The sequence below is a fragment of the Paenibacillus aquistagni genome (assembly GCF_900177815.1).
Lineage (GTDB): Bacteria > Bacillota > Bacilli > Paenibacillales > Paenibacillaceae > Paenibacillus_B > Paenibacillus_B aquistagni.
The window spans coordinates 511315-526725 of sequence record NZ_FXAZ01000001.1 but is presented as its reverse complement, the minus strand read 5'-3'; the positions used below and the strand labels follow the sequence as shown (position 1 = coordinate 526725).

14 protein-coding genes are annotated in these 15411 nt (G+C 48.3%); 4 read left to right on the top strand and 10 right to left on the bottom strand.

Annotated elements, in window-relative coordinates:
* Positions 1-22: 22 nt before the first annotated feature.
* The 4 genes from B9Y93_RS02395 to B9Y93_RS02380 all read right to left on the bottom strand — a co-directional run bounded on the left by B9Y93_RS02395 (position 23) and on the right by B9Y93_RS02380 (position 5575).
* Entirely contained in the window at positions 23-2023 is a 2001-nt protein-coding gene (locus B9Y93_RS02395; RefSeq protein WP_085492749.1) for a helicase-associated domain-containing protein, read from the bottom strand.
* Positions 1977-3695 carry a DNA repair helicase XPB gene (locus tag B9Y93_RS02390; RefSeq protein ID WP_176228828.1) on the bottom strand — a complete coding sequence of 573 codons (1719 nt, stop codon included), beginning with the start codon at positions 3693-3695 and terminating at the stop codon, positions 1977-1979. The genes B9Y93_RS02395 and B9Y93_RS02390 overlap by 47 nt, the downstream gene beginning before the upstream one ends.
* Before the next feature lie 114 nt (positions 3696-3809).
* Positions 3810-4235 carry a CBS domain-containing protein gene (locus B9Y93_RS02385; RefSeq protein WP_085492748.1) on the bottom strand — a complete coding sequence of 142 codons (426 nt, stop codon included), beginning with the start codon at positions 4233-4235 and terminating at the stop codon, positions 3810-3812.
* A 146-nt stretch (positions 4236-4381) separates the two neighbouring features.
* Entirely contained in the window at positions 4382-5575 is a 1194-nt protein-coding gene (locus B9Y93_RS02380) for a M20 metallopeptidase family protein (protein ID WP_085492747.1), read from the bottom strand.
* A gap of 350 nt (positions 5576-5925) precedes the next feature.
* On the opposite strand from B9Y93_RS02380, the gene B9Y93_RS02375 reads away from it, so the two are divergent.
* Positions 5926-6273 carry a YugN family protein gene (locus B9Y93_RS02375; RefSeq protein WP_085492746.1) on the top strand — a complete coding sequence of 116 codons (348 nt, stop codon included), beginning with the start codon at positions 5926-5928 and terminating at the stop codon, positions 6271-6273.
* A 34-nt stretch (positions 6274-6307) separates the two neighbouring features.
* Positions 6308-7534 (top strand): putative lipid II flippase FtsW, encoded by a 1227-nt coding sequence (gene ftsW / locus B9Y93_RS02370; protein WP_085493926.1) that lies wholly within the window; start codon positions 6308-6310, stop codon positions 7532-7534.
* 12 nt (positions 7535-7546) lie between these two features.
* Here ftsW and B9Y93_RS02365 read toward each other — a convergent pair whose 3' ends face one another.
* Positions 7547-7933: an Asp23/Gls24 family envelope stress response protein gene (locus B9Y93_RS02365; RefSeq protein ID WP_085492745.1), complete on the bottom strand. Its 387-nt coding sequence runs from the start codon at positions 7931-7933 to the stop codon at positions 7547-7549.
* Positions 7934-8107: 174 nt separating this feature from the next.
* Here B9Y93_RS02365 and cax point away from each other — a divergent pair, with 174 nt between their 5' ends.
* Complete coding sequence (gene cax, locus B9Y93_RS02360; RefSeq protein ID WP_085492744.1) at positions 8108-9178, top strand: calcium/proton exchanger; 1071 nt, start codon at positions 8108-8110, stop codon at positions 9176-9178.
* Positions 9179-9373: 195 nt separating this feature from the next.
* Here the strand turns inward: cax and B9Y93_RS02355 are convergent, their stop codons facing one another.
* The 5 genes from B9Y93_RS02355 to B9Y93_RS02335 form a co-directional block, all read right to left on the bottom strand.
* Positions 9374-9676 carry a DUF1507 family protein gene (locus tag B9Y93_RS02355; protein ID WP_085492743.1) on the bottom strand — a complete coding sequence of 101 codons (303 nt, stop codon included), beginning with the start codon at positions 9674-9676 and terminating at the stop codon, positions 9374-9376.
* A 156-nt stretch (positions 9677-9832) separates the two neighbouring features.
* The gene (locus B9Y93_RS02350; protein ID WP_085492742.1) at positions 9833-10075 is read right to left on the bottom strand and encodes an HPr family phosphocarrier protein; all 243 of its coding nucleotides are present in this window, start codon (positions 10073-10075) and stop codon (positions 9833-9835) included.
* A gap of 134 nt (positions 10076-10209) precedes the next feature.
* Entirely contained in the window at positions 10210-11325 is a 1116-nt protein-coding gene (locus tag B9Y93_RS02345; protein WP_085492741.1) for an aminopeptidase, read from the bottom strand.
* A gap of 113 nt (positions 11326-11438) precedes the next feature.
* Complete coding sequence (locus B9Y93_RS02340; protein ID WP_088547377.1) at positions 11439-12257, bottom strand: hypothetical protein; 819 nt, start codon at positions 12255-12257, stop codon at positions 11439-11441.
* A 111-nt stretch (positions 12258-12368) separates the two neighbouring features.
* Positions 12369-14333: a sensor domain-containing diguanylate cyclase gene (locus B9Y93_RS02335; protein WP_085492739.1), complete on the bottom strand. Its 1965-nt coding sequence runs from the start codon at positions 14331-14333 to the stop codon at positions 12369-12371.
* Between the two features lie 404 nt (positions 14334-14737).
* Here B9Y93_RS02335 and rpsD point away from each other — a divergent pair, with 404 nt between their 5' ends.
* A complete protein-coding gene (gene rpsD / locus B9Y93_RS02330; RefSeq protein WP_085492738.1) occupies positions 14738-15340 on the top strand; it encodes a 30S ribosomal protein S4 in 603 nt (200 codons plus the stop codon).
* Positions 15341-15411 lie beyond the last annotated feature (71 nt).

The following is a 15411-nucleotide window of genomic DNA, read 5'->3' as shown; positions in this document are numbered from 1 at the left end:
ATCAAGGCTACCGCAATCTCCTTCAGAGCCATGCTGGAAGCAGAATGCGCACACCTTTGAACTGCTTCGGGTCAAAGGATACCCGATTCAGGCGATTGCTGTTGTCAAGAGAAGCCTCCAAGAGCGTTAGCTCTGCAGGAGTGCTCTGAAGGCGCCATGGAGTAAGCAGCCTTCGCTCATGATTAGATAGCTCTACTTCAATCGACAATCTCAGCTCAATGGCAGTCTGAATCAGTTCCCTCATCGTTGAAGCATGATACGTACGCATCGACTTGGTCCACATCTCTGGAAGTCGATAATACGGCGCTGATGCCATCGTCTCCGCTAAGAGATCTGCATCCATTTCATAATACTTCAACCTACCAATACTGTAAACTGTTCCTTTTAAATCCTGCATCATCTCTTCTTTGAATTCCTGTTTGCCTAAATGAATCTCTCCCTCTTCGCTAGGGCGAACCGAAACTGCAAATGGAGGGATCAATCCCTTCGCTTCCTGTCTGCTCTTAGGAGGAGACAAGAGCCCCATGCGCGTCAATTTTTTCGCTATATCTTCTGCATGTTCAGCTGCGAGAATATAGTCCTTGCTTCCAATCGGCACGAGCCGCAGATGTTGTATATCCTCTTGGCATTCGACTTGTATACGTTCAAACGCCTCCTCATCTTGGCATCGAACAAGCAGCGCTTCTTGGATATGAACCTTATTAAGCTGCAAAGACCACTGTACGAGAGCATCCTCCACCGATGAAGGCACGCCGTTCACTGCAAACAGGCGCAGAAATTCCAGCTGCCATTCCCTCGCTCTGCCTCGCTCAAGGGCTTTCTTAAATGATTCAAAGCGGAGCTTATAGATGGACAATGGCTCGGATGCTTGAAGTTCAGCCATCATTTCAAGCTCATATCGCACTCGAAACGAGCATTCCGGAACCGTCATGATCTCAAAATCGGGTTGAACGAACAGCTGCGGCCCCTCTTCTTGGCTACATGCATCCTGCTGTTCCAGCGGCACTGCCTTCCAGCGGTAATACCACTCGCCTTCAGGCAGCCTGCCCAGATCGCACAGGCCAAGGGCATGCGAGGCCAGAAGCCAGTCTCGCAGCCATCCCATTGATCTATTCGAGCAGCCATACGTCGATTCCACATACTTGAGCACCTTCGAAACCGAACGCCACTCGGAGGGATGCCCGCACTGCTCTATAGCTATTATGCCTTGATGCATCTCTACATCAGCTCGAACATATTGCTTCCTCACAATCTCATGCAGCGCTCGTCTCCAGTGATTGACCGAGCTGTCCAGCCAATAATGAAGTTTCTGCGCATTAATCTTGTATCCATCAGGCTCTGGTGCAATCATCTTCATTGCGCAGGCAAGCTCTAGAATCAGCGCCAACCGTGAAGATAGAAACGGAGCTGTCGGACACAGAAATCCGTCTGCTTTCAAGGCGTTCTCCTCTATGCGAAGCATTCCTTCAAGACGCTGAATGATTTTCTTCTGCAGAACGCCTTTTGATGTAAAAGACAGTTCGCCTTGGGCTGCCAGGACCATGATTCTAAACAAATCCTGCACCGCTTCCTCTCCCGCTTCAATCGTCGCAGAAGGCATGACTGGAAGAAGCTCATGCATCGGAGAGCCATAAGACAGGTCATCAACAAGGCGGTTCTCCACAAGATGATCATGGCTTGCAGCTTCATAGATCTCTTGAGGAATGACATAGGCTTGCTCGCCCCAACTGAGCTCCAATTGTGCTACTAGACCAAGCTTCATATAGAGTGGCAGCGCTGCTTGCACATAACCAATTGGGTATTGCTCGCATTGCCCATGCCATTCATCCAGCTTATTAGCCTCGAAGGGAAGAGGGCCCGCGAAGCGCATCAGCACCTTGAACAACGGCTTCAGTTCAGGCGACATGCCCGCCAATGCCTGTCGAAGGTCTTGTTCCGACTGAGCGTATCTCTGCCATAAGCGGGCTACAGGGTGATCACGATTCACCTTCAGAAGCATGTTCAATAGCTCCGCAAGCTTCATAAACTCCCTCTCCCTTCATCACATCATAAGTGTATCCTTGTTCAAGCAAAAATAACTGCCGCTTTCTCGCAAACTCCTGTTCTTTGGATTGATCCGTTACTACCGAATAAAAGTAAGCATCTCTTCCATCTGCCTTGGCTCGCAGCACCCTGCCAAGCCGCTGCGCCTCCTCTTGTCTGGAGCCATAGCTTCCCGATATCTGGATGGCAATCGTCGCATCAGGAAGATCTACTGCAAAGTTCGCAACCTTCGAGACGATGAGCTGCCTGATTTGACCTGAACGGAACTGCCTATACAGCTCCTCTCGTTCCTCCTGCGGAGTCTTTCCTGTCATAAGCGGAATATGCAGGCGCTCTGCGAGCGTCTTCAACTGATTCAGGTATTGTCCAATGATTAATGTCGGCTCAGAAGAGTGGCGTTTTAGCAGTCGATCCACAACCTGCCCCTTCTGCACATTTTCTCCTGCGAGGCGTGCCTTGTCCCGTTCAGAAGCGGTGTGGTAGCACTCGGACAAGTGTTCCTCCATCCCAACGCGAACCTCTACGCAGTGCACCTTCGCAATCCAGCCCTCCTGCTCCAACTGCTTCCAAGGCTTCTCATACCGCTTTGGACCTATAAGCGAAAATACATCCTGCTCACAGCCATCCTCCCGAATAAGGGTCGCAGTCAAGCCAAGTCGCCTTGCAGCCTGAAGATCGGCCGTTGTTCGAAATACAGGCGCTGGGAGGAGGTGGACCTCATCATAGATAAGCAGCCCCCAGTTCCGCTCATGAAACAAATGCATATGAATCCATTCCTCTTCATCAGGACGACGAAAAGTCATCATCTGATAAGTCGAGATCGTGATCGGCCGAACCTGCTTTTCATTGGCGGTATAGGTACCGATTTGATCCTCTCTAAGCGTCGTCTTCTTCAGCAGCTCGGACTTCCACTGCTTCACCGAAGTTGCGTTGGAAGTAAGGATCAAGGTTTCACTTTGAAGGGCTGCAATTGCACCAATGCCCACTACCGTCTTGCCCGCTCCACAGGGGAGAACGACAACACCATCACCTCCGAGCACTTGTTCCGAGCCTACAAAGGCCTGAATGGCTTCCTGCTGATAGCTTCGAAGTTCGAATGGCTTTCCTTCCGCGATTGTCACTGCTAAAGAGAAGGCTAGCCGTTCCCCCTCTCTATAGCCGACTCGGTCAACGACAGGGTATCCCGCTCTTGCCAAATCCCGCTTAAGCCTGCCTCTATGCTTGGCCTGGACCCATGCTGTGTGCTCTGACATGCGCCCGCTGAACATTAAGCCAAGCTCTCCATCCTGTATCATGCGTTCTAGCACAGCTCGATCAGTGCATGTAAGCTCTAGAATGCCAGCACCTTCTTCGCCCTCCAATGTGAACAGGCCATATCGTCCCATCCACAACTGGATGTCCTGCTTCACCTTCATCGGCACAGGCGTGGAGGCATGCTGCTCCAAGAGCGCAATCACTTCCTCGCTCTCCATCCCTGCTGAAGCTGCGTTCCACAGTGTAATCGACGACATTTTGAACGTATGTATACCGGCCGGATGCTTGACAAGTTGAGCGAATCGCTGCAAGGCTTGACGCATGTCTTCATAAAGAGGACTGTTCGCATATACCAATATCGTCATATCTTGCTGAACGACCAAGTCAAATGAGCCCATCGCCCTACTCTCCTTTATCATAAGCATGTTCTTTCGGCGTACTGCTGATGGTTATGAAAAAAAGCCCATCCCCTTCACCAGAGAAAGTTTCTCCTGCGGGGATGAACTCTAAGTTTAATGCGTATAGGGCGATTCTGAGATCTCGCTCAGCGCATGACTGGCTTCATCCATCAGCGGTGTCCGTACTGCAAGATCGCCGAGGGAGACGATGCCAACCAATTTCCCGTCATCGATCACTAGCAGTCTTCGAATTTGGTGTTCAGCCATCAGATCAGCCGCCTCATCAATGGATTGATCTGGGGTCACGGCATACAGCTCTTCCGTCATGACATCGCGAATGCGGGACGAATTTGGCTTTTTCTCCGCTATGCCTCTCACGACAATGTCTCGGTCTGTCAAGAGCCCCACCACTCTGTCCTGCTCAAGCACCGGAATGAATCCAACATTGTACTGCTTCATGAGTACGGCTGCTTCATAAATATTGTCTTGAATCGTCAAGGTCGCCGTCGGGGCAGACATGACTTCTCTAATCGTAGACATGGTTCATCACTCCTGTTCAAGATGCCTTGGCCAGCTCATTATCTCCCCATGCTGCCGGAAGAGGAGAGCCTATCATAGCCGTTTCGCATCCTGCTCTTATGATTTCTTGGATAGATTTCCCCATTGTCTATTTTTTTATGCCGATTCTATTTTTTAATCACAATATTCCCGCTAGACAGCACATCCAAGGCCAGTGCAATGAGCAGCTTAGAGGCATGAAGCATAGCCTGCTCTTCTATATCGAAGCGAGGATGATGGTGAGGATACTTCGCTCCCTCGTCATTGCCAGCCCCCACAAATACAAAACAACCCGGGATCTCATTCAAATAATAGGAGAAGTCCTCTGCAGGCATCATCATCTCCGTAGCAGCTACATATTCTTCGCCAAAAGTCTCTCTTACCACTCGTTCAACTCTAGCGGCTTCCGCTGCAGGATTCACGACAGCTGGGTAGCCCACCTTATAATCCAATTGAAAGGTAGCGCCATACATGGCACACATATGCTCTACCATCGTCTCCAACCGAGCACGCAGCAGTTCGCGGACTTCAGGATTAAAAGAGCGAATTGTACCTTTGAGCACCGCTCGATCCGCAATGACATTCTGTGTGCTTCCCGCTTGAATTGATCCTACCGTAATAACAGCCGGCTCTAGTGGAGACACATTGCGGCTTACGATGGATTGCAGCTGCTGAACAATCGCAGCACCGATAACGACCGTATCAATGCACGCGTTCGGAATGCCGCCATGGCCGCCTCTCCCATAGATCGTCAGATTGAAGTCGTCAACCGCAGCCATCATCGCTCCTTCACGGGTCGCAATCTGTCCAAGCTTCAATGGCGCCCATAAATGCACCCCGTAGATCGCATCTACACCCTTGAGCACGCCTTCCTTAATCATCGCTTGTGCGCCGCCAGGGCTTACCTCCTCAGCAGGCTGGAAGATAAAGCGAAGCTCCCCCTTCCACTTGTCCCGGTGCTGATTGAGCAGCCTGGCTGCGCTGAGCAGCGAAGCCACATGGCCGTCATGGCCGCAAGCATGCATCACATCCATTACCGTTGATCGATATTCACATGCCTTCTCGTCTTGAATCGGAAGCGCGTCCATATCCGCACGCAGCGCAACGATCGGGCCTTCTCCATTATATATCGTGCCAACGACCCCATAACCACCAATGCCGGTCTTAACGTCGATACCAAATTCGAGGAGCTTCTGAGCAATGAAGGCTGATGTCTCCTTCTCCTGATAAGATAACTCCGGATTCATGTGCAAGTGCCTTCGCCACTGGATCGTATCTTCGAAGTGCCACTCCATTAGATGAATGTTCCAATTGTCCATCATACTCAACGTCCTCTCCCGTCTTTGAATCAGCAGATTCAACGCCTCGCTATGGACCTTATTGTAGCATAACCGCTGCTTGGTGGTGAATGCGGATACAAGCACGCCGGCTTAACGCTTATCATCCTTATCATGCTTCTCATAGATCACATGCTCTCCATAAATAGAACAGTCCACTTGCATCATCTGGAATCATTGGTTCATGATGTATAATAATTCACATTAATTTCACATCATTTCCTTTCTCTTCCGTAGACATTGCAAGATTCGCTATCTTGCAGAACGGGTTCAAACATACTATCATGGAATAGATTGAAGTTGGCGATATGTAGAATTTAAGGAGGAAATGGCACATGATTATTGAGAATTCAGGCCTTGATGGCCTTGTATCCGAATTAGCCTACTTGGACGAAGTATCCGAAGAGCTTGGCTTTTTTCGTGGGCAATGGGAACTGTACCGCGCTACATACGATCTTAAGATCGAAGATAAAGACAATCACGCGGATTACTATGTTCGTATCAATACGCGCGTAACGGAAGGCAAATTGGAGAAAGCAGATGCGCTCTTGAAGATTGAAGCTGTCTACATGGGCCGCGCATCCTTTCCGCACGGCGTGGATTACGAAGGGACCATTCCCCAAAACATCCTTAAGACTGCAAAGCAGAAGCTTGAGCAATTGAAGCAAGCACTGGTTGCCTAGAGGTTAATCCTTGAACCGAACATCATACAAATCCATGCAACGTAAACCTTCGTCCCCTAAGCTCAGTAAAGGAACGCCGGACTTCCAACTGCTTGTGCTGACCTTGCTGCTCGTGGGCTTCGGCGTCGTCATGGTATTTAGTGCGAGTTCTAATACTGCTGCCGTTTCAAAAGATTTCAACTTCGATGCCTTCTACTTCGTCAAACGTCAGCTGATGTGGGCCGTACTTGGGTTTATTGCAATGCTCATTGCAATGAACATCCCGTATCAGTTCTATAAAAAATGGTTTTTGCCCTTATTTATTGTTACGGCTGTCCTGCTCTTGTTAGTGCCTTACTTTGGCGTATCTATCAATGGAGCCAGGAGCTGGTTCAGACTGGGAAAGATTAGTTTGCAGCCCACCGAGATCGCCAAGATCGCGATCGTGCTGTACTTATCCGCTCTGATTACGAAAAAGGGAGAGAAATTCAGAGAGTTCAAGCGGGGACTATTCCCCGTGATGATCATAGTCGGCTTTGTGATCGGACTAATCATGCTGCAGCCTGACTTTGGCTCAGCCTTTATTCTCGCCATTACCGCTGGAATTATCGTCATTGCCGGCGGAGCCAATCTGAAGCACATCTTCAACTGCGCCCTTGTTGGTCTGCTCGGTGTCATTACCGTGCTCGGCATCAACATGCTGATCCCATCCAGCGGAACAGACGGCGGTTATCGGATGGGACGCATCCAATCTTGGCTCGACCCGTTCCATGATGCTCAGAACGCAAGCTACAACCTGCTGCAGTCTCTCAAAGCGATTGCTCACGGCGGTTGGACAGGCGCTGGCTTTGGCCAAAGCATTCAGAAGCTGCTCTATCTTCCTTATCCGTACAACGACTTTATTTTTGCCGTTATTGCAGAGGAGCTCGGCTTCATTGGCACAACAATCTTTTTATGCTTCTATGCCTACTTTATATTCCGCGGGCTGCTCATAGCGCTTCGCTGTCCGGATATATTCGGGACGCTTGTGGGTGTAGGGATTATCGGCAATATTGCCATTCAAGCCTTCATTAATATCGGGGGAGTCACGAGAACGATTCCGATTACGGGGGTTACGCTGCCATTTATCAGTTCCGGAGGAACATCGCTGTTTATCACGATGGCTAGCGTTGGAATACTGCTAAGCATATCAAGAGAGTGGAACCGAGTCTCACAAGAGAAGACAACGAGAAAAACGACTGTAGAACATAGAAAAGACTACCGGCCGATTCGGCCTGTGTAGTCTTTTTTTTCTTTATTTAATGCGCGGGATCTCCTCTGGCTCTTCATCCTTGAAATCTACGCCCTCTACTTTGACGTTTATTTCAACAACGGAAAGTCCCGTCATATTCTGCACAGCCTCGCGAACATTCAGCTGCAGCTGCCTACACACCTCTTGAATTGGCATTCCGTAAATCACGATTACTCGCAGATCGATTGCCGTTTCCACCTGGCCTACTTCCACGGTGACGCCCTTCTGTACGTTCTTGCCGCCTAAGCGCTTCGCCCAGCCTTCCGATAGCCCTCCAGACATCGCCGCTATCCCCGGCGTCTCCAAGGCAGCAATGCCGGCGATGGTCGCAACGACATCATTCGAAATTCGAATATTACCTTCCTCATTCAACAATTGTTCCTCTGCCATCGTCGTCATCCTCCTTCTCTTCATTACCCTTATTGTACTGAACGATTTTCGTGAAATCAAACACGTATTTTCATGAAACTATTTTAGGTGTAAAATAAGTTGTCAGCGAGGTATATTGGAAATAAAATCCGTTCAAGTTACTTATGTAGATTGTTGTTGATGGAGGAGAGAATTGTGAAAACAAAAATATTTTATGCCGCACTCGTAGTGTTGTTTGCTGCTAGCGCCGCCGGCCACTATTTGCATTGGGGGATGATCGTTAACTTCATTCTCTCTGCGGGAGCTATTCTTCTGCTTGCCGCCTTTCTTGGGAAGGCAACTGAAAGCGTAGCCCATTATGCCGGAGAACGTGTGGGAGGCTTTCTCAATGCAACCTTTGGGAATGCAACAGAGCTTATCATTGCGATATTTCTAGTAAAGGAAGGCATGTTTGAGATGGTCAAGGCAAGCTTAACCGGCTCGATCATCGGCAACCTGCTCTTTGTTCTTGGTCTAAGCCTGTTCTGCGGCGGTCTGAAGTATAAGGTCCAAAGCTTTAATGCCGATCTGGCTAGAATGAACGGCTCTTTGATGGTGCTTGCCACCATTGCTTTATTTGTACCCGCTGTCTTCTTTAATACCCATACGATCTCTGATGCATCGGTTACGACACTGAGCCTTATCGTGGCTGGCGTGCTTATACTCGCTTATATTCTGTGGCTTGTCTTCTCCATGATGACCCATAAGGACATTCTAGCTGAAGAGCAAAAGGAAGAAGAACCTACGCTCGAAGAAGCCCCCGCTTGGAGCAAGTCGACCTCCATCCTGATGCTTGTCGTTGCAACGGTTATGGTTGCCTTCGCCAGTGAATGGCTCGTCGGCACACTCGACGCGCTCTCTGTGCAATTTGGCATGAATGAGCTCTTTATCGGGGCTTTTGTCATTGCAATCGTAGGCAATGCCGCTGAACACGCCGCTGCCATCTTCTTGGCCATGAAGAACAAGGTGGGCGCATCTGTAGAGATCGCGATTGGAAGCAGCTTGCAGATCGCCTTGTTCGTGGCCCCTGTGCTCGTCTTTGTCAGTGCAGCGTTCGGCAATACAATGGATTATGTATTCTCAATTATTGAGATAGTAGCCATTATGGTCTCGGTATTTATCGCCAAGTCCATCTCACAAGACGGCAAAACCAATTGGTACGAAGGGCTGCTGCTGTTAGTTGTGTATGTGATTCTCGGAGCCTCCTTCTATCTGATCCCTGCCTAAGCGAGTCCTTAACTCACAAAAAAAGCTTGAATGACCTACTCGTCATTCAAGCTTTTCATTTTACCTTATCAGAATGTTCATTTCGTCTTGCAGCAGCCACATCTCTACATTCTTCATGGCATAGAAATGACATCGCAATAACCGTTAGACAACGGTTACTCATGTTTAAAGGATGCTTCCAGCGAAGCTGGTATCTTATCGCTGCGATCTGCGCAGTGATTGTTCAAGCGCTTCATACAGTGTTGCCAGATTGCGTTCTAGCTTGCTGACAAGCTGCTTGCCAAGATTCTCATCCACAAGACCCGCCTTCACCGCGAAGTCCACCTGTCTGGAGAAGCCATACATCTGCGTGTCCAACACTTCCTCATAGAGAGGGCAGTAACGAGTCGCCAAGTTCTCCATTTGAACTTGTATAAGCTTCTCTATCTGATGCGCTTCCTCCTCCAACAAGGTCAGCGCTCTATCATTTATTTGCTGCATTGCATTCGACGAAGTCATGCCAATATCCCCCCTATGACCCGGAATCATGATTGTTCTATTCACCATATTAGACTATCATGATGTTGAACACAAGAGACAAACACAAAAAGACCGAGAATGGTTCTCGTTATTCTCGGCCTTTTGCAGTTCATCTGAACTCAAAGTTTCAATCTCTTATTCACTTACAACCTTTACATTAAGACCATGCTTTTCGAATACTTCAGACATGGCTTTCTTCGCTTCGTCAGCATCTGGTCCATGGACATGCAATTCATAGGCATGATTGCCAACCAAAGTAGTGAACAACCCCAGGATACTTTTAACATCGATGTATTTGTTCTCTGCTTGCAGAACAATGGAAGATCTGAATTGGTTTGCTTTTTGGGAAATTTCTACTACTGCCGTGTTGTCGGACATCGTAATCCCTCCATATAATGAGAAATATTGAAGTATGTTCACTTACTACCATCATCATACCTTGAACACTTTATGCCTGCAAGGAATTTCATTCTGAAAATAGTGGTATTTCCAAAATTCAGACGCTTGTCTAATTACTTCAAATATTCGGGATTAAGAGGCTCTAGCTCAGGGATCACAAACAGGCCATCCTTGCGTACAAGCACATCGTCAAAGTACATCTCGCCACCGCCGTATTCTGGGCGCTGAATAAGCACCAAATCCCAGTGAATCGATGAGCGGTTGCCGTTGTCTGCTTCCTCATAAGCTTGACCTGGCGTAAAGTGAATGCTGCCTGCGATCTTCTCATCAAATAGGATGTCCTTCATCGGATGAAGGATATACGGATTCACGCCAATCGCGAATTCTCCGATATAACGAGCTCCCTCATCAGAGTCGAGGATCTCATTCAAGCGCTTCGTGTCATTGCTCTTAGCATCCACGATCTTGCCATTCTCAAAGGTAAAGGAGATGTTCTCAAACGTGGTGCCGTTGTACAAGGTTGGCGTATTGTAAGTAATTGTGCCATTAACTGAGTCTCGAACAGGCGCCGTATACACTTCTCCATCTGGAATATTGCGCTGACCGGAGCACTTGATTGCGGCAATATCGCAAATCGAGAAGCTGATATCCGTTCCAGGTCCGACAAGACGCACTTTGTCCGTGCTCTCCATCCGTTCCTTCAGCGCATCCATTGCGCGATCCATCTTCGAGTAATCAAGATTGCATACATCAAAATAGAAATTCTCGAAAGCTTCCGTAGATGTGTTGGCCAACTGTGCCATTGAAGCATTCGGGTAACGAAGCACTACCCACTTCGTGCGCTTCACACGCTCTTCCATATGTACGGGATGAGAATAGATGGAGCTATACAGCTTCTGCTTCTCTTCTGGAACATCAGACAGCTCATTCGCATTCTCGCCTGCACGAATGCCGATATAGCCGTCCATACGCTCCATGCGAAGCAGGTCATATTCCTTCCAAGTCTCCATCTGTTCCTTCGATGCATTCATAAGCAGAGATCGAAGTACGGTGCGATCTGTCAATTCGACAAATGGGCGACCCCCAGCCTTGCCAATCTCATCAATCAAGCAATTGACCAATTCACGCTCTGAACCGATCATTTCCACAAGAATATTCTCCCCTGGCTGTACATCAATCGAATAATGGACCAGATTGTGTGCTAACTGCTGAATACGTGGATCTTTCATGCCTTTGTTCCTCCTCAGATGACTGTGCATTTACATTCACTATGGCCGATGCCACAGCGAGAGCGGCAATTGCTGCCAAACCTTTCTTATTGTATCATGTCCTTTTGGCCAAGTCAGCGAGTTCGTGTGAACTCCGAAACCGTCCTTATCGTCTCACTAGACTTGCCCTTATCGTTATAATACACCTTCATCTTGCCATCCAAACGCAAAGGAAGCTGTGATTTACGGTCAATCCACAATACATATTCAGCATCAACCTTACAGCCCTTAAGCAGCTTGTCCAGTTCAGCTCGATGCTTAGCTTCCGCCTCGTTCAATTCCTGCTCCAGCCGCACCGCGTCTGAACGGCTGAGCTTATCATGTACGGCCATCACTTTTTCATGGGGCAGCACGATCTGATTATAGTCTTCCCATACTTTAGAAGCGAAGATCTTTTTGGCAGATTGCCCCTCCACTTGAATATGATAGGCCTGTGCCTCATCTAACGGAAATGTCGGCTCTGTAACGCCACGCTCTTTTTTTGAAGTGCCTTGCTGAGCATATAACGCATACAACACCTTCGTCGGCTCAACACGCTCCACTGTCGTTTCTGCCTCCCCCAGCTCCTCGAGCAGCTTCAAGGGGTTCCAGCGGCTTGTCGTCGTATTTTCCTTTCGCGGATGGGTTATAAGCCTCATATACATTCCTTGATGATGCTTAACCTGTCCTTCGAACCGAAGACGCTTCGTAAGCACCTCGCGTTCACCCGCTCGAATCTCCGTCATGCCTTTGAAAAGGAAATGGTCCTCCCCAGACAAGCCATCAATTGATCTTGTTACCACTTCATGAGGATGCATATCGCTGGGGCCGCGGCAGCCCGCGATAGACAATAAACTGCAGCACATCAGCATCATTAGAAACCTTCGCATGGCACCTGTTCTTTTCATGTTCATACGGCTTCACCCCGCATTCTCATATAATCGGCTTACAATACAGCAAAAAGACGAGACAGTGACAATCACCGTCTCGTCTAGCGTATCTCAATACGAAATTCGTTATTCGCCTTATTCTGCTTCTGCATGAATATGAATCGTATTTCTACCCATCTGCTTCGCTTGATACAATGCCATGTCTGCGCGATTGAACAAGCTCTCCACACTGATATGCTCATCATGCTGCCCCCACTGTGCAATTCCGCTGGATACCGTTATGCTTGGCTCTGTCTCCTTCTCGATCCGCTTTCGAATTCGTTCTGCAATCTTATACGCATTGGAAGCATGCAGGTTGGGAAAGTAAATGGCAATTTCTTCTCCGCCCCACCGAGCCGCAATGTCACCTTCACGAATGGAAGAGCTGATAACACGGCTGACCTGGCTTAAGATCTGATCGCCCATTAGATGTCCATACGTATCATTAATGAGCTTAAAGAAGTCGATATCAATTACGATCAAAGACCCGCAGCGCGTGCTTCTCTGCTGTTCGTCGATCTGCTGATTCAAGTAATGTCTTGCATACAATCCCGTCAGCTGGTCTTTGTCTGCAAGATGCTTCACCTGCGCATGCAGCGTCGCATTGGCAATCGCAAGCCCCATATGCTGAGCAAGCTTCTGCAGCAGCTTGAAATTATCATAGGTAAAGAACCGCGGCTCGGAATCGCCTACAATCACAATCCCTTTGATAACGCCTCCAGCAATAAGCGGCGCTGCAATGACCGATCGAAGATTGAGCACTTCGAAGAAGTCAATCTGCCCATAGCTTTGTTCCATAGCGTCAGAGATAATGAAGGGCTCTTTTACAATCGGCAGATGCTTATAGAAGCAAATCGTTTCTTGAATCGAATCATGATCTTCACGAACATTTTGTGAGACGAGCTCGTATCGGGCAAGCTCCTCATGATACTGCAGCAAGATGCAGTACTCAGCCTGAAATACACGCGACAGTTCCTGAGTAGCGTCATCAAATATCTCTTTTAAATGCAGCGTCTGATTAATTCTTGTCGTCAGATCATTAATGAAGCTGAGCTCTTGAATAACCGCATTCGCCTGCTCATGAAGCTTGGCATTCTCAAACGCTGCCCCGGCTGCCTCAACAATCAATTGAACAAATTGAAGCTCAGAGGGCTCGGGAACATCTTGCTCGAAGAGAAGCTTAAGCACGCCGTAGGCTCCCTGCTTTCCTTTGAGCGCAAGCGCGATCTCGCAGCCGTCGTCCCGCTCATCCGAGCACACGCTTCCCGTAATAAACGCCTGCTTAACGATCGTATCTTCCCACGGCTGAAACATCAGAACTTTGACTCTAGGATTATCGATACGAAGCTCCTGCGTAACGTAAACTTCAGCTGTAGCTGTCGGCAACAGCTTTTTCACGCCGAGCATGATCTGGGCGAGCACCGCATCCACATCGATATGATGGTGAATGGTCTGGATCATATCACATACCGTGTCTCTGCGCTTGGCTTCAAATTCTGCATGGCAGCGAGCACGATTCAAATCGTCAATGAAGAGCTGCTCATACTCCCGGTAGAATCCTTGCTGCAGCTGAAGAGCCCATCCTTCTATAGCCAAGGCTTCCGAGCGCGTCCAATCCTCTTTTGCTTCGTACACCAATACAGCAAACACCAGTTCCGATTGGTGTGAACAAATCGGAACGCTTACATAAGCCTGATCCTCATATAAGCACATCTCAGTCCTGCCGCTCTTAATTGAGGCTTGAACCAAGCGCTCACTGTCAAAGCCTCTCTCTTCCTGTTGGTTCCATGAACCTTCAGACAACAAGATGCCATCATAGCTGTATAGAGCAGGAGTACCAAGCTCCTGAACCACATGCCTAGGAATATGCCACAGCCAGCTAGAATAAGCCTGTCGTACAAAAGACTCAATATAAGGGAGATCATGCTCCGTGATGTCACTCGGAATGAAGGAGTCACTGTGCTCTACGGGATCAGCCTTACAATACATTGAAGCAGCATTCGGGTTGCTAGATTCAGTTATCGTTAATGATCTATGATGGGGAAACTGGCGATCCGTCATCTTGATCTCCTTTATGTTCTAGTAAGATTGTACAATTCTATCATACTACACTTTGAAGCAAGAATCATAAGTTTCCATAAAAAATATAGGCATTTGGAACTATGTCGAATCATGATAAATAGTTCCGTCGGATTATGTCGATCTAAGGCGCAATGCGGACTAACGTCATTTCCTCTTGACATTGACTATTCATTTCTTATAGAATTATGTGATGAATATGGGCGAATTTGTTGTGTCACCCTCAGAGTCTCATCGCAGGTGCGACAGCGGCTGAAACTACTCGTACCTGAGCCGAGGATGCGAAGAATCCGATTGATCTCTTCTTAATTGGCTTCAGCATGGCACTCACACGAAGACACCCGCATTTCAACCTATATTTTTGTAGACAAAGGAGTCAATATTACATGGCACGTTACACAGGTCCTAAGTTTAAATTAAGCCGTCGTCTTGGTATTTCCTTGAGCGGTACTGGTAAAGAATTGGCAAAGCGCAACTACGCGCCAGGACAACACGGTCCTAACCAACGCAAGAAATTGAGCGGTTATGGCGTTCAATTGCAAGAAAAACAAAAATTGCGCCACATGTACGGTTTGAACGAGAAGCAATTCCGCAACTTGTTCGATCGCGCAGTGAAGCTTCCAGGTATCGCTGGTGAGAACTTCATGTTCTTGCTCGAAAGCCGCTTGGACAACCTTGTTTACCGTCTTGGCTTCTCCAACACTCGTGCTGGTGCTCGCCAATTGGTATCTCATGGTCACGTTACTGTAAACGGCAAGAAAGTCGACATCGCTTCCTACTTGGTAACTCCAGGGGATGTTATCGGCCTTCGTGAAAGAAGCCGTGGCTTGAAAGTCATCAAAGAAGCTGTAGAAGGTCGTCATCACCTGCCAGCTTACATTGAGTTCAACGAAGCAGCAATGGAAGGTAAGTTTATTCGTCTTCCTGAGCGCGCTGAGTTGTCCACTGAAATTGACGAGAAGCAAATCGTCGAGTTCTACAGCCGTTAATCATAAGAGGCTGTCCCGAGTCAGCATTAGCTGGCTTTGGACAGCTTTTTATTTTGCCCGTCTCCAGTCCC